This window comes from Blautia sp. KLE_1732_HM_1032, assembly GCF_025147905.1.
In the GTDB taxonomy this organism is placed as follows: Bacteria; Bacillota; Clostridia; order Lachnospirales; family Lachnospiraceae; genus Blautia_A; species Blautia_A fusiformis.
On sequence record NZ_CP102266.1, the window covers coordinates 178,441 to 201,452 of the forward strand.

17 protein-coding genes and 3 pseudogenes are annotated in these 23,012 nt (G+C 45.1%); 13 read left to right on the forward strand and 7 right to left on the reverse strand.

The annotated features are described in order from the left end of the window. The gene (locus NQ489_RS00845; RefSeq protein ID WP_021650931.1) at positions 1-747 is read left to right on the forward strand and encodes a class I SAM-dependent methyltransferase; all 747 of its coding nucleotides are present in this window, start codon (positions 1-3) and stop codon (positions 745-747) included. 11 nt (positions 748-758) lie between these two features. On the opposite strand, the gene NQ489_RS00850 is transcribed toward NQ489_RS00845, so the two are convergent. After that, complete coding sequence (locus NQ489_RS00850) at positions 759-1,532, reverse strand: alpha/beta hydrolase (protein ID WP_021650932.1); 774 nt, start codon at positions 1,530-1,532, stop codon at positions 759-761. 205 nt (positions 1,533-1,737) lie between these two features. On the opposite strand from NQ489_RS00850, the gene NQ489_RS00855 reads away from it, so the two are divergent. The 4 genes from NQ489_RS00855 (at position 1,738) to NQ489_RS00870 (ending at position 5,897) form a co-directional block, all read left to right on the forward strand. Next, positions 1,738-2,613: a NifB/NifX family molybdenum-iron cluster-binding protein gene (locus NQ489_RS00855; protein WP_021650242.1), complete on the forward strand. Its 876-nt coding sequence runs from the start codon at positions 1,738-1,740 to the stop codon at positions 2,611-2,613. A gap of 86 nt (positions 2,614-2,699) precedes the next feature. Continuing rightward, positions 2,700-4,082 (forward strand): hypothetical protein, encoded by a 1,383-nt coding sequence (locus NQ489_RS00860; RefSeq protein ID WP_021650241.1) that lies wholly within the window; start codon positions 2,700-2,702, stop codon positions 4,080-4,082. A gap of 90 nt (positions 4,083-4,172) precedes the next feature. Continuing rightward, positions 4,173-5,177, forward strand: coding sequence for a U32 family peptidase (locus tag NQ489_RS00865; protein WP_044960528.1), 1,005 nt, complete (start codon positions 4,173-4,175; stop codon positions 5,175-5,177). A 237-nt stretch (positions 5,178-5,414) separates the two neighbouring features. Further along, on the forward strand, positions 5,415-5,897 hold the full coding sequence (locus tag NQ489_RS00870) for a GNAT family N-acetyltransferase (protein ID WP_021650238.1): 483 nt from the start codon (positions 5,415-5,417) through the stop codon (positions 5,895-5,897). Positions 5,898-6,027: 130 nt separating this feature from the next. Here the strand turns inward: NQ489_RS00870 and NQ489_RS00875 are convergent, their stop codons facing one another. Further along, the gene (locus NQ489_RS00875) at positions 6,028-7,047 is read right to left on the reverse strand and encodes a LacI family DNA-binding transcriptional regulator (RefSeq protein WP_044960522.1); all 1,020 of its coding nucleotides are present in this window, start codon (positions 7,045-7,047) and stop codon (positions 6,028-6,030) included. A 393-nt stretch (positions 7,048-7,440) separates the two neighbouring features. Between NQ489_RS00875 and malQ the strand changes: the two genes are divergently transcribed. Both malQ and NQ489_RS00885 read left to right on the forward strand, forming a co-directional pair. Then, positions 7,441-8,949 carry a 4-alpha-glucanotransferase gene (gene malQ / locus NQ489_RS00880; RefSeq protein ID WP_021650234.1) on the forward strand — a complete coding sequence of 503 codons (1,509 nt, stop codon included), beginning with the start codon at positions 7,441-7,443 and terminating at the stop codon, positions 8,947-8,949. Between the two features lie 276 nt (positions 8,950-9,225). Further along, positions 9,226-9,855, forward strand: coding sequence for a metal-dependent hydrolase (locus NQ489_RS00885; RefSeq protein ID WP_021650232.1), 630 nt, complete (start codon positions 9,226-9,228; stop codon positions 9,853-9,855). A gap of 8 nt (positions 9,856-9,863) precedes the next feature. Here the strand turns inward: NQ489_RS00885 and NQ489_RS17780 are convergent. After that, positions 9,864-10,052: pseudogene (locus NQ489_RS17780) on the reverse strand (DUF6783 domain-containing protein). Here NQ489_RS17780 and NQ489_RS17785 point away from each other — a divergent pair. Next, positions 9,990-10,235: pseudogene (locus tag NQ489_RS17785) on the forward strand (DUF6783 domain-containing protein); the annotation flags it as partial. The pseudogenes NQ489_RS17780 and NQ489_RS17785 overlap by 63 nt on opposite strands. Here NQ489_RS17785 and sstT read toward each other — a convergent pair. Further along, complete coding sequence (gene sstT / locus NQ489_RS00890) at positions 10,196-11,404, reverse strand: serine/threonine transporter SstT (protein ID WP_021652899.1); 1,209 nt, start codon at positions 11,402-11,404, stop codon at positions 10,196-10,198. The pseudogene NQ489_RS17785 and the gene sstT sit on opposite strands and share 40 nt — an antisense overlap. A gap of 234 nt (positions 11,405-11,638) precedes the next feature. Then, positions 11,639-12,994 carry an MATE family efflux transporter gene (locus tag NQ489_RS00895; RefSeq protein WP_021652900.1) on the reverse strand — a complete coding sequence of 452 codons (1,356 nt, stop codon included), beginning with the start codon at positions 12,992-12,994 and terminating at the stop codon, positions 11,639-11,641. Positions 12,995-13,232: 238 nt separating this feature from the next. Here NQ489_RS00895 and NQ489_RS00900 point away from each other — a divergent pair. After that, positions 13,233-14,387, forward strand: a pseudogene (locus NQ489_RS00900) (FprA family A-type flavoprotein); the annotation flags it as partial. Positions 14,388-14,488: 101 nt separating this feature from the next. On the opposite strand, the gene NQ489_RS00905 reads toward NQ489_RS00900, so the two are convergent. Together NQ489_RS00905 and NQ489_RS00910 are read right to left on the reverse strand one after the other, a co-directional pair. Beyond that, complete coding sequence (locus tag NQ489_RS00905) at positions 14,489-16,324, reverse strand: amylosucrase (protein WP_044962363.1); 1,836 nt, start codon at positions 16,322-16,324, stop codon at positions 14,489-14,491. 161 nt (positions 16,325-16,485) lie between these two features. Next, positions 16,486-17,514 carry a LacI family DNA-binding transcriptional regulator gene (locus NQ489_RS00910; protein ID WP_015526650.1) on the reverse strand — a complete coding sequence of 343 codons (1,029 nt, stop codon included), beginning with the start codon at positions 17,512-17,514 and terminating at the stop codon, positions 16,486-16,488. A gap of 296 nt (positions 17,515-17,810) precedes the next feature. Between NQ489_RS00910 and NQ489_RS00915 the strand changes: the two genes are divergently transcribed. From NQ489_RS00915 to NQ489_RS00930, 4 genes are all read left to right on the forward strand, one after another. Then, positions 17,811-18,749: an ABC transporter permease gene (locus tag NQ489_RS00915; protein WP_015526649.1), complete on the forward strand. Its 939-nt coding sequence runs from the start codon at positions 17,811-17,813 to the stop codon at positions 18,747-18,749. 11 nt (positions 18,750-18,760) lie between these two features. Continuing rightward, on the forward strand, positions 18,761-19,657 hold the full coding sequence (locus tag NQ489_RS00920; RefSeq protein ID WP_015526648.1) for a carbohydrate ABC transporter permease: 897 nt from the start codon (positions 18,761-18,763) through the stop codon (positions 19,655-19,657). Positions 19,658-19,727: 70 nt separating this feature from the next. Beyond that, positions 19,728-21,359 carry an ABC transporter substrate-binding protein gene (locus NQ489_RS00925; protein ID WP_370817453.1) on the forward strand — a complete coding sequence of 544 codons (1,632 nt, stop codon included), beginning with the start codon at positions 19,728-19,730 and terminating at the stop codon, positions 21,357-21,359. 52 nt (positions 21,360-21,411) lie between these two features. Then, a complete protein-coding gene (locus NQ489_RS00930) occupies positions 21,412-22,935 on the forward strand; it encodes a glycoside hydrolase family 32 protein (protein WP_021652904.1) in 1,524 nt (507 codons plus the stop codon). Positions 22,936-23,012: the final 77 nt, after the last annotated feature.

Here is a 23,012-nt window from a genome sequence, read left to right on the forward strand (position 1 = left end):
ATGCAAAATGATAAGATCAAAGAGTACTGGGAAGGAGAAGCTGGCATTTACAGCGAAGGGATCAAGGCAGAATTGAAAAGTGAAACAGCAGAAAACTGGAAGAATCTGATTCTGGAGTATGCGCCGGAAAAAGAACATCTGGAAGTACTGGATGTAGGCTGCGGGCCGGGATTTTTTGAAATTATGCTGGGAAAAGAAGGACATCATGTGACCGGGATCGATATTACTGAAAATATGATCCATGAAGCAAAGGAAAATGTAAAGGCAGCAGGTTTATCCGCAGATCTGATGACTATGGACTGCCACAATCTAAATTTCCCGGATGAGACATTTGATATGATTATCTGCAGAAATATCACATGGACGCTGGATGATCCACAGAAGGCTTACAAGGAATGGCTGCGTGTACTGAAAAAAGGCGGACGCCTTCTGGTATCGGACGCCTGCTGGTATCTGCATCTTTATGATGAAGAAAAGAAAAAGATTTATGAGGCACATGATGCTGCCATGTGGGAAAAATACGGAAGAGGTATCCATGCTCATGAAGATGCGGAAACAGGGAAAGAGCTCAGCAGTAAGCTGTTTATGAGTGATAAAAAGCGTCCGGCATGGGATCTGGATCACATGATGGAGATCGGCTTTTCCAAAGTGTTTGCCCTGAAGGACATCAGTGATATTTCCAGAACTTCCATGGATCGTGAGCTGAATAAGCTGACACCTCAGTTTTTAGTGGGTGGAGAAAAATAAGCGGACCGGCGTTAAATAAAACGCTGGACCCGCTCCATTGTGGTTTTTAGAATAAAGATATCCGTCAGTACATCACCGGTTTCCAGAGAATGGTTGGCGTTTTGGGTGAGAAAGAGAGGTACATCTTTCTGCGCTGCCAGTTCCCGGATGGAATCGGTTTCGGCCCAGGGATCTGCGGTGCCGTGGAAGGCGATGCTTCCGGCAAGTGGGAAGGAAAAGGTCTCTGCAAGAGGTGTAAACAGGATACTTTTTACAGTCAGATCGTGGCGGGAAGTATAGGCAGAGGAGATGACTGTACCAATGCTTTTGGAAATAAACAGAATGCTGCCATAGGAATTCCAGTCGATGCTGCTTAAGGAGCGTTCTGTCTGTTCCAGGGCGAGGTCAAAGGCCTGTTTCATTTTTTCGGGGTCTCCTTTGACATTTTCCGGAAGGTTGTCATAGGATACAGTGCGGATCTGGTAGCCGTGCTTGCTGGCAAGGCGGCCGGTATAGTACAGAAGCGGCTTGTCAGCCGTGTATCCGATGCCCGGAAAAACAACAGCTAATTTCGGGGCATTTTTATCTGCTCCGGCTGTATGAGAGGAAACTTTTGCATAGAGCATCTGCAGCTGAAGCTTTTCCTGAAGCTCCTTTAAGGTAATGGAGATCGTACAGGAATCGGATGGAAGATAATCATAATCGGTAACAATGCCGTCCTCTTCCATGGAATAAACAATGTGTGAGGAACCCATGAGTTCCATGTCTTCTTCAATATCTGAAAGTAATTCTTCGTATGATTTCATTTTAATTCAAACCCTCTTATTTAAAAAATCGTTTATTTTTACAGATTCTTCTATTATACTGGATTCATTGAATGACAGCAAGAGGTTACTGTTCACTGGCAATGTCCCGCGAGGTGTTTTTTGTGAGCGAAGTTAAACCTTGCTTTTATCCTGCCTGCACGATATACTAATATAATACATATCTGACTAATGGAGGGTTTTACAAATGAAAATTGCAGCAACATACGATAATGGAAACATTTTTCAGCACTTTGGAAAAACAGAGTTTTTCAAGGTATATGAGGTGGAGGATAACAAGGTTGTTTCCAGTGAAGTGATCAGCTCCAATGGCACCGGACATGGTGCACTTGCCGGACTTCTTGCAGATCAGGGAATCAGCGTTCTGATCTGTGGCGGAATCGGCGGCGGCGCTCAGACAGCACTTGCTGAGGCTGGTGTTGAGTTATGTTCCGGAGCACAGGGTGACGTAGATGCAGCTGTGGATGCTTATCTGAAGGGCGAGCTGGTATCCACAGGTGTGAATTGTGATCATCACCATCATGAGGATGGACATTCCTGCGGAAGCCATGAGGATGGACACTCCTGCGGCGGTCATGAAGACGGACATTCCTGCGGAGGCTGTGGCGGAGGATGTGGTTCCCAGCCATCTATCACAGGTCCTAATGTCGGAAAAACCTGCCGTACACATTACAGAGGAACCTTTAATGACGGAACACAGTTCGATTCTTCCTATGACCGTGGCGAGCCACTGGAATTCATCTGCGGAGCAGGCCAGATGATCAAAGGCTTTGATGCGGCAGTTGCGAACATGGAGGTTGGCCAGGTGGTAGATGTTCATCTGATGCCTGAGGAAGCTTACGGTATGCCGAATCCGGATGCGATTTTTACACTTGAGATCGAACAGCTTCCGGGTGCTGAGGATCTTACTGTAGGACAGCAGGTATACCTCTCCAATCAGTATGGTCAGCCGTTCCCGGTTAAAGTTAACGCAAAAGATGAAAAAACCATTACTTTCGATGCTAATCATGAGATGGCAGGTAAAGAGCTGAATTTCAGAATTGAATTAGTAGAAGTGAAATAAGAAGGAACAGTGGGAGGTGCTGTATGGGAGCATATGGCATCTCCTTTTTTGTCTGAAGGGAGGAAGCTTTCCTGATGAGGATCTCTATGATACCATTTGGATTACTATCCGGTTTTATGGACGGCAAAGAAATCCGGATCACAGAGCTGGGTGAAGATGGATTTCGATTTCGGCTGGCAGAGGAATGCCCGGAACCGGAGCAGTTTCTGATCTGTTTTTATGATATGAAAAAAGCCGGGTACAGGAGAGTGGAGATCCGGAGGTTTGGGATGAGTGCAGCAGAGGAGCAATGCCTGCAGGATCAACAGCCAGTTGAAAAGAAAACCGGAAAATATTTTTACAGGGAATATTCTGTGAGAGTGGAACAGAAGGATTATGTACAGGAGGTTCGGCGTCTGGCCGGAGAGTACAACCGATATATCCGTCTGAAGCTGGAAGGAGACGATGGAGAGCTGGCGAAATCACTGACCGGTTATCCTGCGGAGCTGGATGAGATGCACTGCAGGAGTCTGGAGGAACAGAAGAAGCGGTGGTTTTTCAGAGAAAATGAAAAGGCTTCCGGAAATCCACAGGATACAATGGGTGCAGAAGAATTAAGGCTTTTGGATAATGCAGAGTTTGCCCTGGAATTAAACTGCACTTCCCTGTATGAAGAATATCTGTGCCAGCCGCTGCAGGCTTTTCTGGCGTCTTACTGGCAGAAGAATTATCTCACTCACAGTTATTTTGCAGGCCGGATACCGGACAGATTTTATATTGGAAATCAGTTCTGCCATAACCTGTTTCCGATAGAAGAGCAGCTTTTTTCTATCATGGATAAAATGTATTCGGAGGGATCGGAGATCACACTGGTATTTTCTTATATCCGGGAATTTATGCTTTCGTTTGTGGGAAAGCTTCTGGAAAAGGTGGATAACTGGTGCTGTATTCATGGGGTGAATGTGGAAATCGTAGTCAATGACTGGGCCATGGTGGAAATGCTCTGTGGAAAAACATCCCGCCTGCATTCTGTTCTGGGCACATTGCTCAATAAACGAAAAAAGGATCCGCGAATGAAATATAAATCCGGTGATACTTTATTATTTCAGCAAAACAGCCTGAATGCGGGGTTTTATCGAGATTTTCTGGCTGAAGAATTTCATATCCACAGATACGAATGGGAGTCCTGCGGATATCCACAGGAGTTTCCGCCGGGGAAAAACAGTCTGCATTTGCCTTTTTATCAGACAAACACTTCGCAGTACTGCCCATTGTATGCTTTGTGCACCACCGGAGATCGCGGTACACAGCAGCTTGCGGAGCACTGTCCGAAATTCTGTGAAAAATACGCACTGCTTTATCCGGAACATTTACACATGGCAGGGCGGTATAACTCCCTGTTTGGTGTGGATAAAACACTTCCGGAGTCAACGGAAATGTGGAAAAATATAAAAGGCACAAAGCCGGATCGCATTGTTGTTAATATATGACATGTGATGAGCAGGCTTCGAAGGTGGAGTACGAATATCTGTTTGACAAGAATACATTGCGGAAAAAAGGAACAGGACATGGAGAACAGTATGAAAATAACAGCCGGGTTAGGCTCCATAGATGAATATGAACGTTTTGTGCAGGCAGGAGCAGATGAATTTTTCTGTGGCTATGTACCCTTTTCCTGGGCGGAAAAATACGGCACAGTAATGCCGTTAAATCGCAGGGAGGTTCTCTGCTGTAATGTTCAGCTTGGAGCATACAGTGAGCTGGAAATTCTTTCCCGGATGGTAAAAAAATATAAAAAGCCGGTGCATCTCACCTTCAATTCCCTGTATTATCTTCCGGAACAGTATCCGGAGATCGGAGATATCATAGAAAAGTGCATGGGAATTGGATTTCGAAGCTATATCATTGCAGATCCGGCGCTTCTTGTTTATCTGAAAAACAGGGGGATTTCCTGTGAGATCCATCTCAGCGGAGAGACAGGGGAAGTGAACAGCGAAATGCTGAAGATGTTCCGGCGCTTTCCTCTGAAGAGATTGATCTTTCATCGGAAAAACACGTTCCGGGATATGCAGTCTGTTATTGCATCTCAGAGAGAAGTGGAAAAACAGGCCGGGATCCGACCGGAGGCGGAAATGGAGTTCGAGGCCTTTGTGTTGAATGAAATGTGCCAGTTTACGGGAGCATTCTGTAATTCTCTTCACTGTGATGAGATGGGATATCTTTGCAGGGTGTCCTATTGGCTTGGAACTGTACGGAATGGTGATGCTGTTCCGGAAAAAATAATGGCTCTTCAGGAGCAGGCGTGGAATCAGGAACCGGATCTGAAAGCATATGATGAATCCGGATATCTTTGTGGTGAGACAGGCTGTGGACTGTGTGCACTGTATCAGCTGAAGCAGGCAGGGATCACGCATCTGAAGCTGGTTGGCCGGGGAAACTATGTGGATCACATGGAAAAAGATATCCGGAATTTGCGAAAAGCGTTGGAAATTCTGGACGCTGCAGAAAATGAGAGGGAATTTCAGTATACATTAAAACGGACAGTGTTTCCGGCGGGGTGTAGCGGAAGATGTTATTATCAGTAACAAAAAGGGAAGCTTTTTTGAGTTAGAATAAATGATAAATGGGATGAAAACCAGAATCAGGAAAAGACATGGTGCAGATTGCAGATTTGACGGTCCTGGGAAAAAGCTATTTCCGGATTATTTGGGATCAATGGCGTGTGTCCTTCCTGAGTTCAGAGATCATTACATTTGCTGTGATCCTGATACTGGCGAGATCCGGGCGGAAAAAGAATGTATTTTCAGGAGAAAGGATATAAAATGAATTTCGAGCGTGTAAAAAGAGAAGAAGCAGATACAGTTCTGAAGCTGTACCGTTCATTGCTGGGGACGCCCTATTGTGTGTGGACAGAGGAGTATCCTTCAGAAAAAGAAGTGGAATTTGATCTTTCCAGAGATGCGCTGTTCTGTATGCGGGACGATGCGGGAAATATCGCAGGTGTGATCTCCATTGATGATGATCCAAATGTGGAATGTCTCACATGCTGGTCAGAAACCATGGTGCCGTCAGCGGAGGTCTCCCGGGTGGGAGTATGTCAGGAATTCCAGAATCAGGGGATTGCCGGGAAACTTCTTAAGGGTGTGATGGAAGAGCTGAAGAAGCGGGGCTATAAAGCTGTACATCTTCTTGTTGCGAAGGACAATGTAAAAGCACTCCGTTCTTATGATAAGCTGAATTTTGAGAACGTGGGAGAGTGTGAACTCTGGGGACATATGTACTGGTGTTATGAGAAAGCATTATAAAAAGTATTATAAAAAATGAAAAACAGATATCTTTTTGCCGGGCGGTAGATCGACCACCAATGTCAGATCGATAAGTGGTGGTCAATACACAGTCAGCAGAGAAGATACCTGTTTTTTGTTTGAAAGCAGATCAGATCCTCCGGCAGCTGTTCCTTTCGATCAGCTGGTGAGGTACAATGATCTTTGTGGCCGGAAGGCTCGGATTTTCGATATGACTGATCATCTGCGTGGCTGCTTCCATTCCAAGCTGCCCGGAGTTAATATCAATGGAGGTCAGCTGAGGCGAAGTCAGTCTGGCAAAAAGTGAGTTGTTAAAGGAAAGAATGGACAGATCCTCCGGTATGGAGATATCTGCTTCTATACAGATCCGCTCCAGGGAAAGTGCCAGAATATCATCACTGACAAGCACAGCTGTAGGGCGCTCCTCACTTAAAAGCAGCTTTCGAAGCTCCTGAAACTCATTCTGGGAAGCGGCAGGAACCTCTATACAGTATTCGGGCTGTACGGTTAATCCGTGGCTGATCAGCGCAGTCATATAGCCGGTTTTGCGGTCTGCGGAAAAGACCAGGGAATTATCTACACCCAGATAAGCGATCTTCCGGTGGCCCAGAGCATAAAGATACTCCGTTGCCTCCTGTCCGGCCAGAAGGTTGTCATTATCGATATAGATTGTATGATTGGTGTATTGTGCCGGTTTTCCGATCAGGATATAGAGAAGTCCTTCACTGAAAAGAAAATCAATAACAGGATCATTCACACGGGAATAAAGAACAATAAATCCGTCAACCTTACCGCTTCTGGACATGGAACGTACTGCGTTAAGGATCTCTTCTTCATTCTGACCGGTAACAATGGTGCTGATATACTGATGTGCGTTACAGTAGTGGCTGATCCCCCGGATCGTCTCAAGGTAAAAGGAATTCTCGTATGTCTCCTTTGGGGACGGAGGCAGGATGATACCGATGGAGCGGGAAATCTGTGCTGCCAGGTTGCTGGCCTGGAAATTCGGCTCATAGCCAAGCTCCGCCATGGCTCTGCGTACACGTTCCTTGGTTTCTTTACTGATAGATGGATTATTTTTGCAGGTTCTGGAAACGGTGGACGGGGACACCCCGGCCAGAGCTGCCACATCTTTGATGGTTACTGCCATAAATTGCCTCCTCACGGATATGCCGGATCAAAGCGGAAGTATGCCTCTGATCCGGCTTTTTTTATCTCAGTCTGATAGAGATATTGTAGTTCATAACAAGGATACTGTCAAACATATTGCACGGAAAATTGCATGAAATTGCGTAAAAACAGATGCACAGAAAATCAGGTAGTGAGATGCAGATAGATTCTGTTTGACATAATGAAAAACTGCACAAAATCAGGATGTAAAAATTGTAAGAAAGGTAGAAAAGACAAAAACGCATTGCACTTCATGCAAAATGGACGTATAATTTACGCAAACGGTTGCGTAGATTATATGAATATGCATCCGTGAGAGGATAATAGATAAGATGCTCTGAGATGCAGGGCTCAACATAAGGAGAGAAAAGATATGGATAAAAGAGCAGCTGGCATTCTGATGCCGATCACAAGCCTGCCGTCAGAGTACGGCATTGGATGTTTTTCAAAGAGTGCCTATGATTTTGTGGACTGGCTGAAGGAAGCGGGACAGAGCTACTGGCAGATCCTTCCACTGGGACCTACCAGTTACGGAGATTCTCCGTACCAGTCCTTCTCCACTTTTGCGGGAAATCCGTATTTTATCAGCCTGAAGGCACTGGTGGAGGAAGGCGTCCTTACAAAGGAGGACTGTGATAAGGTCAGCTGGGGAAGAAGAGCAGACAGCGTAGACTATGAAAAAATCTACAAAGGCCGTTACAAGCTTCTCCGCAAAGCTTACGAAAACAGCAACATCAGCGAGAATCCGGATTATCAGAAATTTGTTGCAGAAAACAGCTGGTGGCTTTCCGACTATGCACTTTTTATGGCAGTAAAGGATCAGTTCGGCGGTGTTGAGTGGACAAAATGGGCAGAGGATATCCGCCTTCGCTGGGCAAATGCCATGGACTACTATCGCAGAGAATTATATTTTGATATTGAATTCCAGCAGTATATGCAGTTCAAATTCTATGAGCAGTGGATGAAACTGAAAAAATATGCCAACGAAAAAGGCATTCAGATCATCGGAGATATCCCGATCTATGTAGCTATGGACAGTGCAGATACCTGGGCTCATCCGGAACTTTTCCAGCTGGATGAGGAGAATGTGCCGGTGGCTGTAGCCGGATGCCCGCCGGACGGTTTTTCCGCAACAGGACAGCTTTGGGGAAATCCACTGTACCGCTGGGATTACCACAGAAATACAGGATATCAGTGGTGGATCTCCAGACTGAGCTACGTATTCCGCCTTTATGACGTGGTAAGGATCGATCATTTCCGTGGCTTTGACGAGTATTTTTCCATTCCGTACGGTGCAGAAAATGCCATTGGCGGTCACTGGGAAAAAGGTCCCGGGATCGATCTGTTCCGTAAAGTGGAGCAGGCCCTTGGCTGGAAGCAGGTCATTGCGGAGGATCTTGGCTATGTGACAGATTCTGTGCGTCAGCTTGTCCATGACAGTGGATTCCCGGGAATGAAGGTCCTGGAGTTTGCGTTTGATTCCAGAGATTCCGGCTGTGCCAATGATTATCTTCCACACAACTATCCGGAGAACAGTGTGGCATACACAGGAACCCATGATAATGAGACCATCGCCGGATGGTGGAAGAGCATTATGGCAAAAGAGCGTAAGCTTGCCAGGGATTATCTCTGTGATAACTATACACCGGATAAAGAGCTGCATAAATGCTTTATCAGCCTGGTTATGAGAAGCAGTGCAAAGCTCTGTGTGATCCCTATGCAGGATTATATGGGCCTGGATAACAGCTGCAGAATGAACCAGCCTTCCACAGTAGGAAAGAACTGGAAGTGGAGGATCCGCAAAAGGGAGCTGACTGTGAAGCTTCAGAAAGAGATCCAAGGTCTTGCACTTCGCTACGGACGTATGAACTGGTCTGATTAAAAGAGAGATCCAAGAGACATATTCCATTTAAACGGGACGTGAAAGAAAGTAGAAAGATTTTAGATAGAATCGTGATTTTTTATGTGATATAATGCTGTTTCGTGGAGGCAGCTGTCAGTAAAAGGTAAGGCTGACAGCTGCCTTATTGTATTTTCAGATCTGCGGTAAATGATAAAGTGATACATTTATATATGCAGAAGATCAGAAGAGAGTGTCTGATCTGTAGCAGTGGATAATCCTGAATAACGGAAGATTTTTTACAATAAGGGGAGAATTATGACAGGAAAAACACACGCGGCAGTCGGACTCGGAACAGTGCTGGCAGTTACACAGCCCTCTACGGTTTCCGGTCTGGTACTTGCGGCAGGAACAGGAATGCTTGGAGCATTGATCAGCGATATTGATGTAGGAACCTCCAAATCCCATAAGGATGCGAACCGGATCACGCTGATCGCGGTACTGCTTGTGGCAGCAGAGATCGCATTGAATTATTTTTATGATTTTTCTATCTGGGAAAAGATCCGCAATAACCAGTCTATGGCGCCGGTTGCCATGGGAGTTATTATTTTTATTGCAGTCTGCGCCTTTGGAAAAAATCAGCCGCACCGGTCATTTATGCATTCGATCATGGCTATGGCCATTTTAAGTGCAGCCATATCCATGGTGTCCGTGAAGCTGGTCCTTTATTTTGTGGTTGGATTCGCATCACATCTGGTGCTGGACTGCTTTAACCGGAAACGGGTACGGATCCTGTATCCGCTGCCGGGAGGCATTGCGCTGGATTTCTGTAAGGCAGGAGGCTTTGTGGATTCCCTGCTTTTTAAGCTTGGATCTGTAGCTGTGATCTTTGAGATCGTATATCTGGCTGTGCAGATGGGAGAGAACTGGAAGCTTTTTCGAATGTAGAGGATGTTTTATTTACCGATTACGGATAATTTTATATGGGGCAGATATTGCAGGAACTGAAGGTTAGAGCGTGTTTGAAAAATCATTCCCGTAATCTGCACGCCCCATTTTGCGGTATATTTTACCCGAATTCAGTTGCCGTAGCCCGCTACGGCGCCCTCATCCGGACAAAATCTCCCACAAATTGTGACGCACATCTTGCAGAAAGCCTTTTTCAAACACGCTCTAAGCCAAAAAAAGGAGCAGATTTTCCAAATACGGAAGATCTGCTCCTTTTAACCGAATCAAGGGAGTTCCCTGTTTCAATTACGAATATCCGCCTGACGGTTTATAAGTGTGATCATTTATTCTTTCTGATCCTGCAGGCGCATGCTGTGTAAAGTACGTCTGTGGAAGAGTTCAGTGCTGTCTCACAGGAATCCTGGATCACGCCTACGATGAAACCGACACCAACTACCTGCATGGCAACATCATTGGGGATTCCGAAAAGGCTGCAGGCCATCGGGATCAGAAGAAGAGAACCGCCGGCAACTCCGGAAGCACCAGCCGCGCTTGCAGCAGCCAGGATGCAGAGGATCAGAGCGGTCGGGAAGTCTACGCTGATACCGAGTGTATGTGCAGCTGCCAGAGCCATGATGGAAATGGTGATCGCTGCACCACCCATGTTGATGGTCGCACCAAGAGGGATGGAGATGGAGTAGGTATCCTCATCAAGTCCGAGATCCTTGCACAGCTCCATGTTTACCGGAATGTTGGCGGCAGAGCTTCTTGTGAAGAATGCTGTGATACCACTGTCCTTCAGGCAGCGCAGAACCAGCGGATACGGATTCTGGCGTGTGCAGATGAAAGTAATGATCGGGTTGATCACCAGTGCAACAAAGAGCATGGTTCCCACCAGTATACAGATCAGACGGCCATAGCTTAACAGTACGCCAAGCCCCTGCTCGGAGATGGTTGTGAAGATCAGGCCCATGATACCAAATGGAGCAAGGCTGATGATCCATCTTACGGCTGTGGAGGTTGCATCGGAAATGTTTTCGATGACAGTCTTGGTAGTTTCACTTGCGGCCTTCAGTGCGATACCGAAGATGATGGCCCATGCAAGGATACCGATATAGTTGGCGTTGACAAGTGCGTCAACCGGGTTGGAAACAATGTTCATCAGAAGGTTTTTGAGGACCTCTGCAACACCGCTTGGCGGAGTGACGTCGGAAGTATTTGTACTTTCGGAAAAAGTCAGCATGATCGGGAACAGGCGGCTGGAGATCACAGCTGCCAGTGCTGAGAGTATATTTCCCAGAAGATAAAGTACAACAACGAATTTCATGTTTGTTTTCTGGCCTTTTCCCATGTGGCACAGAGAGCTCATTACTAGGAAGAACACCAGAAGCGGAGCAATTCCACGAAGAGCACCGACGAACAGATCACCGAGAATGGAGATCACAGATGCCTGAGGGATTGCAAGTCCGAGAATGATACCAACGATCAGACCACAGATGATACGCTTGATCAGGTTGATGCTGTTCCATTTTTGAATCAGGTTTTTCATAACTAGTTTCCTCTTTCCTATTGTGTGAGTGTGCTAAAAAATGCTGAGCCGCAAAGCAACGATCCAGTGTAAAGGGCGGATCGTTCTAAGCCGGTATTACTGCATCGCGTAAAAGCACAACAGGATAATTATATACAATTATGTCCGCCTTGTAAAGACAAATGTACATAAAACGCGAGAAAGATATAAAAAGCGCCAGATCAATGCTTCGTCTGGCGCTATATATTTGAAGTATCAGGTCCGAATTTTCCGGAAGCTTACAGCAAAGAACAGAACCTCCGCAAAGCCTGTAATTCCCCATGAGAAAATATACAGGAGATAAAGTGAGGAAATGGTCTGGAAGTGTGCAAACACCGTATAGAACCAGATGACACGGAATACACAGGATCCCAGAATGATGATGATGGTCGGTGGGATACTTTTTCCGATGCCACGGGAAGCGGCGATACTGCAATCCATAAAACAGCTGAAGGCATAGCTGAAGCCCATGATTCGGATCCTCTCCATGCCGGCATCGATGACTGCCGGTTCTGTGGCAAACAGTGACAGAAACTGCGGACCGAAAACAAGAAGCAGTCCACCAAGGATCGCACCTGCGATGAAGGCATAGGTAAGGCTGATCCCATAAGTTTTTAGCATACGTTTTTTATTTCCGGCACCCCAGTTCTGACCGATGAAGCTTGCGCATGCAGTATAGAAAGCAAACATGACGTTGTAGATCAGAGAGTCTGCATTTGCGGCAGCGGCATTTCCGGAAACCGTGACTGCATCGAAGGAGTTGACACCGGTCTGTACGAACAGATTTGCAATGGCAAAAATTCCGTTCTGCAGACCTGTGGGAATACCAAGAAGCAGTACTGCTTTACAGGCCTTCGGGTGAAGACGGAGCTTACGCAGGGATACCCTGCATTCGTCTTTTCTCCGAAGGAGGTGGATCATTACCAGCGCTGCGGAGATATACAGTGCGATCGCGCTGGCAGTTGCCACACCTGCGGCGGCCATATGACAGACGATAACGAAAAACAGGTTCAGAAGAACGTTGATCACTCCGGCAATGGAAAGATAGATCAGTGGTCGCTTCGTATCGCCGCGGGCACTTAATACGCCGTTACCGAAATTGTATACAGCCATGGCCGGCATACCCAGAGCATAAATCTTCATATATAAAACAGCCTGGTCCATCAGCTCCGGTTTCGTATTCATCATGGACAGCATCTGTCCGGAAAACAGAAGACAGACGACACAGACCAGAAGTCCTGCGATGGCACAGAGAAGAAGAGATGTATGGATCGTTTCTTCGGTACCTTTTCTGTTTTCGGCACCAAGCTCGTGTGCTACACGAACATTGACTCCGGCGCCCATGCCGATCAGGATTCCGGTAAATAAAGTGACCAGCAGAGTTGTGGAACCCACAGCTCCAAGTGCCATGTAATCTGCAAATCGCCCTACAACCGCAACATCACTTAAATTAAAAAGAACCTCCAACACCTGGGACCCCATCAGGGGAAGGCTAAAGAGGAGGATATTTTTCCAGAGAGAGCCGGAGGTCATCTCAATGGAAGACGTTTTCTTTTTTTCATTTTCACACATAGTTTACCTCATAAAAATTATAAAAAATTCCTTCATCCAAGGTATACAATACTATGTTGGAATAGGTTTGTAAAGAGGGGAAAATAGCTCTTTTACCAGGCGCAGAGGTTTGTTTTTATTTATAGATTCTACATTGATTTCAGTACGAACAATGATATAATAAATGAGAGCAATAAGAAAGTATTTTCAGAAATATTGGAAATATAAAATACAGCAGACTAAGGAGGAACTCAATACAATGAAAATCGGAAATGATATTTATTATGTAGGAGTAAACGATCATCAGGTAGACCTGTTTGAGGGACAGTATGTAGTGCCAAACGGAATGTCCTACAACTCCTATGTGATCAAAGATGAGAAGATCGCAGTTATGGACACTGTAGATGCCGGCTTCACAGAAGAGTGGCTGGGAAAAGTTGCAGAGGTTCTGGATGGTGCGAAACCGGATTATCTTGTAGTCCAGCATATGGAGCCGGACCATGCAGCAAATATTGAGAATTTCATGAAAGCATACCCGGATACAACTGTTGTTGCCAACACAAAGACCTTTACCATGATGGAGAATTTCTTCCGTGGAATGGATCTGGAAGGAAAGAAACATATTGTAGCCAACGGTGACACCCTGACACTTGGAAAACACGTCCTTACTTTCGTATTTGCACCGATGGTTCACTGGCCGGAGGTTATGGTTACATATGACAGCACAGACAAAGTTCTGTTTTCCGCAGACGGCTTTGGCAAATTCGGAGCTCTTGATGTAGAAGAGGACTGGGACTGCGAAGCACGTCGCTACTATATCGGAATCGTCGGAAAATACGGTCCGCAGGTACAGAAGCTTCTCAAGGCAGCAGCAACTCTTGATATTCAGACCATCTGCCCGCTTCACGGACCGATCCTTACCGAAAATCTTGGACATTATCTGGAGAAATATGATATCTGGTCTTCTTATAAAGTAGAGAGTGAAGGAGTAATGATCGCCTACACATCTGTATACGGACATACAAAGAAAGCAGCAGAGCTTCTTGCACAGAAGCTGGAGGAAAAGGGCTGCCCGAAGGTTGTTGTCTGCGATCTTGCAAGAGAAGACATGGCAGAGGCAGTGGAGGATGCTTTCCGCTACGGCAAGCTGGTACTGGCCAGCATTACATACAACGGAGAAGCATTCCCGTTTATGCGTACATTCATCGAGAACCTGACAGAGCGTAATTACCAGAACCGCACCATCGGCCTCATTGAGAACGGAAGCTGGGCACCGACTGCAGCTAAAGTCATGAAAGGAATGTTCGAGAAGAGTAAAAATATCACATGGCTTGAGAACAATGTAAAGATCATGTCCTCCCTCAGCGATGAGAATGTGGCAGAGATCGATGCAATGGCAGAGGAGCTCTGCAAGTAATTTCTGAATACCAGAACAGCTTATAAAAAATAAAGATATAACATAATAAAAAGACGTGGATCCGTAAGGCCACGTCTTTTTTATTTACCAAGTAATAGTTACATCCTCTTACACCACATAAATCCATAAGCCGGAAGCTCCACGTCCTTAAGCTCCAGTGTCTGGTCAGTGATCAGATCGCGGAAGGTTCCTTCCTCCTGCATCCAGGCAGTTTTTTCACTGTCACTGAAATTGAAGATTCCGATGAAACGTTCGTTTCCTTTCTGGCGGAGGATGCAGAGAATGCTGTCATCATGAACATCGTATGTATATACATCACAGTCCTTATCAAAAACAGATTCCTGGCTGCGGATCTGCTCCATGCGGCTAAGAGTCTGGAAGATCTGTCCCTCAACGGAGGATTTGGAGTTTCTTTTTTCGGCAAGCTCCCACTGGAAAGCACCACGGTGGATATAGCGGGAATCTGCAGCCTTATCCGGATCCTCTTTATAGGAATAATCATTGAGACGTCCGATTTCATCGGAGCTGTAAAGCATCGGGATCCCGGACTGGGTAAGCATATATGCGTGAAGCATCAGATCCTCGCGGATACCCCTTTTCAGCTTCTCGTCATCTTTTTCAAAAAGAGCAGCCTCGATCCCGCACATGGAAGCAGTAGTTCCGCAGAAACGGGCATCCTGAGTTACCGGGTCATCATTATAGAGCTCTCCGCGGCTGTCGCTTCCCGGATGCTTTCCTGTAAAGAAATCATTCAGGTAACGCTTATGGGATGGCTCATCCATGTCCCATTCTTTCAGGGTGGCGAAATCAAGTCCCCAGCCGATATCGTCATGGCAGCGGAGATAATTCAGGAAGGTGTACTGCTTCGGAAGGCTGTTTACAATATCCATCTGTTTTTTCAGAAGGCGGATATCACGAGTGGCAATGCTGTTCCAGGTTGTAGCCATGGTTGTTACATTGTAAAGCATATGGCATTCCGGCTTCTCTACGGTTCCGAAATAGGGAACAACCTTCTCCGGCTCCATAACGACCTCACCCAGAAGTACGACACTTGGGCAGACGATCTCGGCAATCATACGCATCATACGAACGATCGTATGCACCTGCTTCAGGTTACGGCAGGGAGTTCCCAGTTCCTTCCAGATATACGGAACCGCATCGATACGGATCACGTCCATTCCCTGGTTTGCAAGGAAGAGGAAGTTGTACATCATCTCATTGAAAACACGGGGATTGCCGTAGTTCAGATCCCACTGGTACGGATAAAAGGTAGTCATGACATAGTGACCGATATCCGGAAGCCAGGTAAAGTTCCCCGGAGCAGTGGTTGGGAATACCTGTGGTACGGTCTTTTCGTACTCGTCCGGGATCTCACGGTTGTTGTAGAAGAAGTAACGGCTCATATATTCGCCGTCACCCTGGCGTGCTTTTTTGGCCCACTCATGATCCTCGGAAGTGTGGTTCATAACAAAATCCATACACAGGTTCATTCCGTTTTTGTGGCATTTATCTGCAAGGGCAGCCAGATCCTTCATGGAACCAAGGTCCGGGCGGACTTTGCGGAAGTCGGCTACTGCGTAACCACCGTCGGAACGGCCCTTCGGGGTATCAAGGAACGGCATCAGATGCAGGCAGTTCACGTTGCATTCCTTAAGATATGGAAGCTTGGCAGAAACTCCCTTGATGTTGCCGGCAAAATTGTCAATGTAGAGCATCATGCCCAGCATATCCTTCTGGCGGAACCAGTCCGGATTTTTTTCTCTTTCCAGGTCGCGGTTTTTGAGCGCGCGGCGGCGTGCTGTAAAATACTGGTACATCTGGTCGCAGAGCTCTGCAAACATATCGTCATTGTGATAAAGCTCTGTGTACAGCCATCGAAGTTCGTCGTGATGATGGTTTAAACGTTCCTGAAAAATTTCCTGATCTTTTTTCATGATTTCCTCCCTGAATAGATATTTATAGATGTCGGGAAACCTGTAAAATATTTCCCGGCGGTAATGGTTATCTGACATTTTTCCACAGAATTATAGCATGAAGTTTCCAGTACATGAATATACGGGTTGTTATGGAATATGGAAAAATGTTGTAAGTATTTTCAGTCTCCGGTTGTCTGTCGTCGTATCAGAACCGGAGTGATCTTTTTGTGGATCGGTTTTTGAAGCGGTGCCGGTTTTCTTTTCTTCATTTCGTTCATCTGTTCCACAAGCAGTTCCATGGTAGTCTGTGCGATCACATCAATCTGCTGTCCAATAGTAGTGATCGGGATGATGGACTCCGCAGCAATGGGTGAATTATCGAATCCGATGATCTGATATTCATCCGGCAGACAGTTGTATTTCTGGAAGATCAGATTGAGAAATATATTTGCGTAAGTATCATTGGATAAAAATATGCCTTTTTTCTGACCGGAATATTTACTGTCAATATCCTGAAAGATCACACGCATCTGTTCAAAAAGCTCCTGATAGGAATCACCGGAAACATTAAGGTTCAGTTCATAAGGAACATGATATTCCCGGCATGTTTCCTCAAAGGCACGGATACGGTCATAAGCCGGAATATTCTCAGGTACATGGACATTGATGTGGATCAGTACATCACACTGATTACGTATCAGCAGAGAAGTAGCCTGCATGCTGCCCATGTAATTGTCTGTTGTAACGCTGCATATATGTTCTGCTTCACGTTCAATGGCGATCACAGGAATATTATAGGAAGCCAGTTTTTCAGAGGAAAGAGTATGGCTGAGAACAATAAGTCCTTCAATCTTATAAGCCATCAGCTCGTCCAGATACTGCATTTCTTTCTCCGGGCCGCCATCACTGACAAAAACCAGAAATTTGTAATGATAATCGGAGTAACTTCGAAGAAGCTGTGTCAGCATTTCGGAATAATAATGAAGATAAAGGTTCGGGACAATGATCCCTACAAATTCGCTTTTTCCATTGGCAAGAACCCTGGCAAGCTTGTTTTTTCTGTAGCCGAGCTCATCAAGGGCTTTTGCGATCTTTTCCTGATTTTCCAGGGTCAGAGAATCCGGATGATTGAAATATCTGGAGATCGTAGTCTTGGAAAAACCAGTGTATTCTGCAATATCGGCAAATGTTACCTGTTTTTTAGCCATAAAAAAATATTCTCCTTTTAACAGCAGAAAGTTATGATACGGAATGCAGATGTGATCATATAAGAGAAAGCTGCAGACCGTACAGGATGATTGGATTGATATAATAAGTATAACAATACAGACGTTAAATAGCAATAAAAAAATAACCAGTTAAGTTACCGGTAACTTTTCTTGAATAAATTAACAAAAAAGGTTGACAGAAGCTATGTCATATAGTAGTATCAAATTATAAAGTAACCGGTTACTTTACCGGTTACTAAACAAGAACGAAAGAACAAAAAAGGGAGGAAAAGAGAATGAAAAAAGGTTCTGCGAAAGCTGTTCCGGCAGGAAAAAGAACTGCTGCAGAAAAGCTTCAGTATGTGAAAAAGAACTGGCAGCTGTATGTGTTTTTTCTGCTGCCTGCACTTCTTCTGACGATCATCTTCAAATACGTGCCCATGGGTGGCGTACTGATCGCTTTTGAGGACTACAATGTCATTGATGGTGTATTTGGAAGCAAATGGGTAGGACTGGAATACTTCCGGAGATTTCTGGCATCACCGGATTTTATGAATTATCTTGTGAACACTCTGAAACTGAGTATTTACGGACTACTGTGGGGATTTCCGATTCCGATCATCCTGGCACTTCTTCTGAATCAGATCCGGAGAGCTGGGATCAGGAAAAAAATTCAGCTTCTGATCTATGCGCCGAATTTTATTTCCGTTATCGTACTCTGTGGTATGGTTCGTATGTTTCTTTCACCGGTAGGTCCGCTGAATAAACTGATCGGTTCCGATGCCAACTGGATGACTATGCCGGCAGCATTTCGTACCATTTACATAGCCAGCGGAATCTGGCAGACAGCCGGATGGGCATCCATTATGTATACTGCAGCACTTGCCAATGCAAGTAAGGATCTGGAAGAGGCAGCAGTGGTGGATGGTGCAAATATCCTGCAGCAGATCTGGTATGTACAGCTTCCGGCTATTAAAAACATCATTGTGATCCAGTTTATCCTTCAGGCCGGAAATATTATGAGCATTGGTTTTGAAAAAGCATATGCACTGCAGACAGATATGAACCTTCCTGCATCTGAGATTCTTTCTACTTATGTATACAGAATCGGTCTTCTGAATGGAGATTATGGATATTCTACAGCAGTGGGGCTGTTTAATTCAGTGATCAATGTAATTCTTTTGATCTTTGTAAACTGGGTAGTCAAGAAACTGAATGACGGAGAGGGATTATAGGAGGTGCTGTTATGGCAAAAGCAAAGAAAAAGAAATATTCGGCATCTGATAAAGCCATTTTAGGAATCGGATACGTACTTCTGGGTGCATTTGTACTTTCCATTCTGGTTCCGCTTTTATATGTTGTGATCGCATCCTTTATGGATCCGAATGTGCTGAACAGCCAGGGAATCAGCTTTGATGTGCGGAAGTGGACGATCGATGCGTACCGCAGAGTTCTTGAAAATAATATGATCTGGAGAGGCTTTGCAAACTCATTTTTTTATTCCCTGGTGTTTACCATTATTTCAGTTCTGGTAACTCTGCTGGCAGCATATCCAATGTCCAAGAAAGAATTTGTGGGAAGAAATTTCTTCAATGTTATTTTTCTCATTACCATGTTTTTCGGTGGAGGAATGATCCCGACTTTTATCCTGATCAATCAGTTGCATCTGGTAAATACAATCTGGGCAATCCTGCTTCCGGGTGCGTTTAATGTCTGGAACATGATCCTTGCCAGAACCTATTATCAGTCTATCCCCAAGGAACTCAGAGAGGCATCTGCCATTGACGGTGCCACGGAAATCGAGCATTTTTTCAAGATTATGATGCCGGTATGCAAACCGATCATCGCAGTGCTTGCACTGTGGTCCTTTGTAGGAATGTGGAACAGTTATTTTGACGCTATGATTTATTTGAATGATGCGAAACTGCAGCCATTGCAGCTGGTACTTCGTTCCATCCTTGTACAGAATACACCGCAGCCCGGAATGATCGCAGATATCCAGAGTACTGCACAGATGGCAAAGGTAGCGGAACTTCTGAAATATGCTACGATCATTGTATCAAGTTTACCGCTTCTGATCATGTATCCATTCTTCCAGAAATATTTTGACCAGGGCATTATGGTTGGTTCTGTAAAAGGCTGATGACAGGAGGTTGATAATGATGAAAAAAAGAATGAAGGCATTATTGGCAATCGGGCTTTCTGCAATTATAATGGTATGCAGTGCCGGATGTGGAAATGGAAAAGAACACATGAAAGCAGAAACAGATCCGGATACCCCGGTGGAAGATGTGTCCTTTCCTCTGAAAGAAAAAGCAGAGCTGTCTTTTATTACCAGTGCACCTGCAACATCTACACAGGAACCTAATGAAAGAACGATCTTTGAAAGACTGGAAAAGCAGACCAATGTCCACATTGACTGGACCTGTTTTGTATCGGATCAGTTTGATGACAAAAAAAATCTGGCGCTGGCACAGTTCGGAAATCTTCCGGATGGACTTTTTAACGCAGGGATGAGTGATTATGATCTTCTTCGTTATGCCAAACAGGGAATCATTATTCCGGTAGAAAATCTCATTGATAAATACATGCCGAATCTTAAGGCTGTATTTGAAAAATACCCGGAATACAGAACAATGTGTACAGCACCGGACGGACATATTTATTCTTTCCCATGGATCGAGCAGCTTGGTGCGGGGAAAGAAGCCATTCAGGCAATTGGAGATATTCCCTACATTAATAAAAAATGGCTGGATTATCTGAAGCTGGACGTTCCGACTACAACTGAGGAACTGGAACAGGTTCTGATCGCTTTCCGCGACAATGCAGATAAACTGGAAAAGAAATTCAACATTGAGGGTGGTGTGATCCCGATGTCCTTTATCATCAATAATGGTGATCAGGATCCTGCAATTCTCATCAACGGATTCGGAGAAGGATATGGTGACACCGGTGATCATTTTGCAGTGAAAGATGATGGAACCGTTATTTATACAACTGTACAGGAAGGCTATAAAGAAGGTATTCAGTGGCTCCATCAGCTGGTAGAAGAAAAGCTGGTGGATCCGGAGGCTTTTACCCAGGAATGGTCAACTTATGTTGCAAAAGGTAAAAACCACAGATATGGTCTGTGTTTCACCTGGGATATTGCAAATATTGATAACAATGAAGATTATGTAATGCTCCCGGCGCTGGCCGGTCCGGATGGTCTTGTAAATATCACAAGACAGAATAACAGTGAAACCAGTGGCTTTGACAGAGGACGCTGCGTTCTGACTACAAGCTGTCGGAATACGGCACTGGCAGCAGCATGGATCGATCAGATGTATGCACCGATCCAGTCTCCGCAGAATAACTGGGGTACTTACGGGGAAAAAGATTCATTTAATATCTTTGAGATGTCCGAGAATGCAGAAGGTGGTCAGATGCTGAAACATATGGATCTGGGAGATGCATCTCCGGTAGAGGTTCGTGAAGCACAGTCTGTAAACGGACCGTTGGCAATACTTAACGAGTATTACGATGTATATGTAACAGAGCCGGCAGATGCAAAATGGCGTCTCGACAATATGCATGAAACATATCTTAAGGATATGAACAGTAAATATGTGTATCCGAATGTATTTATGAGTATTGATGATACCAATAAGGTATCTCAGTACGACACAGATATCAAGAAGTATGCGGAACAGAAAAAAGCAGACTGGATCTTGAATGGCGGCATCGATAAAGAATGGGATTCCTATCTGAAAAAGATGGAGCAGTATGGACTGTCTGATTATCTGGCAATCAAACAGAAATATTTTGACCAGTATCAGAAGTCTCTTAGTGAGACAGAGAAATAAAAACAGAAAAAGATACCGGTCAGAAACATAAAAAAGAAAGAGAGAGCAGAGTATGAGTGAAAAACTTGAAAAAGCACGTCTTTATGAAATAGAGGAAGCAAAAAATATCCCGCAGGAAGAGAAACCGGCCTTTCATGTATCTGCACCGGTTGGCTGGATCAATGATCCCAATGGATTTTCTGTTTTTAAAGGAAAGGTACATCTTTTTTACCAGTATCATCCTTACAGCCGTGACTGGGGCCCTATGCACTGGGGCCACAGTGTGACGGAGGATATGATCAGATGGGAGCAGCTTCCTGCAGCGCTTGCACCGGATCAGGAATATGATCGAGAGGGATGCTTTTCCGGAAGTGCTATTGAAGCGGATGGAAAACAGGCTTTGATCTACACAGGAGTTACAACAGAAAAGCTGCCGGATGGAAAAGAAGAAGTCCGGCAGAATCAGTGCATTGCCTGGGGTGACGGAAAAGATTATGTAAAGGCAGAGAAAAATCCGGTAGTCACCGGGGATATGCTTCCGGAGAAATGCAGCAGAGTTGATTTCCGTGATCCGAAGGTATGGGAAGATAACGGAACATACCATATGCTCGTAGGATGCCGCAGCGAAGAAATTCCTGGACAGGTAGTTCTGTTTTCCAGTAAAGATTTGAAAGAATGGAAATTTGAAACAATTCTTGCGGAGAACTCCACAGGAGAAATCGGTGTTATGTGGGAATGCCCCGATTTCTTTCCGCTCGGGGATAAACATGTGCTGATCTGTTCTCCGCAGCATATGCGTGCAAAAGGGTATGAGTTTCATAATGGACATAATTCCCTGTATTTTATGGGAGATTATGACAGCGAAAAACATACATTTGAAAAAGACGCACCGGTAAGTCTGGACTACGGACTTGATTTTTATGCGCCGCAGACAACCCTTCTTCCAGATGGAAGAAGAGTGATGATCGCCTGGATGAAATCCTGGGATAGCTGTGTGATCAAGGAAAAGCAGAGATGGCAGGGAATGATGACTCTTCCGAGAGAGCTGGAATATCGTGACGGAAAGATCTGGCAGAAGCCGGTCCGAGAAATTGAGAATTATCGGAAAAACCGTTGCTGTTATGAGAATGTAAAAGTGGGTGAGAGCTTAAGCCTTGAAGGCGTCCGTGGCCGAATGATCGATCTGACTGTGGAACTGCAGAACGCAGATGGCATCATGGATGGAAGCAGGAACTCCGGAAATCCAAATCAGGAAGCATTGGATGTGTATAATGAGTTCCGGATCGAGCTTGCACGCAATGAAGAATATACAACGGTCTTTACCTATGATCGAAAAAGACAGATACTGGAGATCGACAGAACCTGGAGCGGGGTGCAGCGTGATGTTGTATGTACAAGAAAGCTCCAGATCACAGATGACAGACAAAATCTGAAGCTGCGTTTTATCCTGGATCGAAGCTCCATAGAGCTTTTTATCAATGATGGAAGCAAAACTGCGACTACCGTGATCCCAACACCAGTGGAAGCAGATGAGATCCTGTTTCACAGTGACGGAAATGCTGTGATCCAGGTTGAGAAATATGATATTGTGTTGTAGAAGCCTCTCAAATATTGACAATTTCTCTATTTTTGTATAACATAGGGGAAGTTGCTTACGCCGGATCAGGAGTTATT

Coding starts and splice junctions, on each gene's coding strand:
- NQ489_RS00850 (WP_021650932.1), bottom strand. CDS start 1,532: ATGAAATCATACGAAGAATTACTTTCAGATATTGAAGAAGACATGGAA.
- NQ489_RS00885 (WP_021650232.1), top strand. CDS start 9,226: ATGACAGGAAAAACACACGCGGCAGTCGGACTCGGAACAGTGCTGGCA.
- malQ (WP_021650234.1), top strand. CDS start 7,441: ATGGATAAAAGAGCAGCTGGCATTCTGATGCCGATCACAAGCCTGCCG.
- NQ489_RS00905 (WP_044962363.1), bottom strand. CDS start 16,324: ATGAAAAAAGATCAGGAAATTTTTCAGGAACGTTTAAACCATCATCAC.
- NQ489_RS00845 (WP_021650931.1), top strand. CDS start 1: ATGCAAAATGATAAGATCAAAGAGTACTGGGAAGGAGAAGCTGGCATT.
- NQ489_RS00865 (WP_044960528.1), top strand. CDS start 4,173: ATGAAAATAACAGCCGGGTTAGGCTCCATAGATGAATATGAACGTTTT.
- NQ489_RS00925 (WP_370817453.1), top strand. CDS start 19,728: ATGGTATGCAGTGCCGGATGTGGAAATGGAAAAGAACACATGAAAGCA.
- NQ489_RS00855 (WP_021650242.1), top strand. CDS start 1,738: ATGAAAATTGCAGCAACATACGATAATGGAAACATTTTTCAGCACTTT.
- NQ489_RS00915 (WP_015526649.1), top strand. CDS start 17,811: ATGAAAAAAGGTTCTGCGAAAGCTGTTCCGGCAGGAAAAAGAACTGCT.
- NQ489_RS00920 (WP_015526648.1), top strand. CDS start 18,761: ATGGCAAAAGCAAAGAAAAAGAAATATTCGGCATCTGATAAAGCCATT.
- NQ489_RS00910 (WP_015526650.1), bottom strand. CDS start 17,514: ATGGCTAAAAAACAGGTAACATTTGCCGATATTGCAGAATACACTGGT.
- sstT (WP_021652899.1), bottom strand. CDS start 11,404: ATGAAAAACCTGATTCAAAAATGGAACAGCATCAACCTGATCAAGCGT.
- NQ489_RS00930 (WP_021652904.1), top strand. CDS start 21,412: ATGAGTGAAAAACTTGAAAAAGCACGTCTTTATGAAATAGAGGAAGCA.
- NQ489_RS00860 (WP_021650241.1), top strand. CDS start 2,700: ATGATACCATTTGGATTACTATCCGGTTTTATGGACGGCAAAGAAATC.
- NQ489_RS00870 (WP_021650238.1), top strand. CDS start 5,415: ATGAATTTCGAGCGTGTAAAAAGAGAAGAAGCAGATACAGTTCTGAAG.
- NQ489_RS00895 (WP_021652900.1), bottom strand. CDS start 12,994: ATGTGTGAAAATGAAAAAAAGAAAACGTCTTCCATTGAGATGACCTCC.
- NQ489_RS00875 (WP_044960522.1), bottom strand. CDS start 7,047: ATGGCAGTAACCATCAAAGATGTGGCAGCTCTGGCCGGGGTGTCCCCG.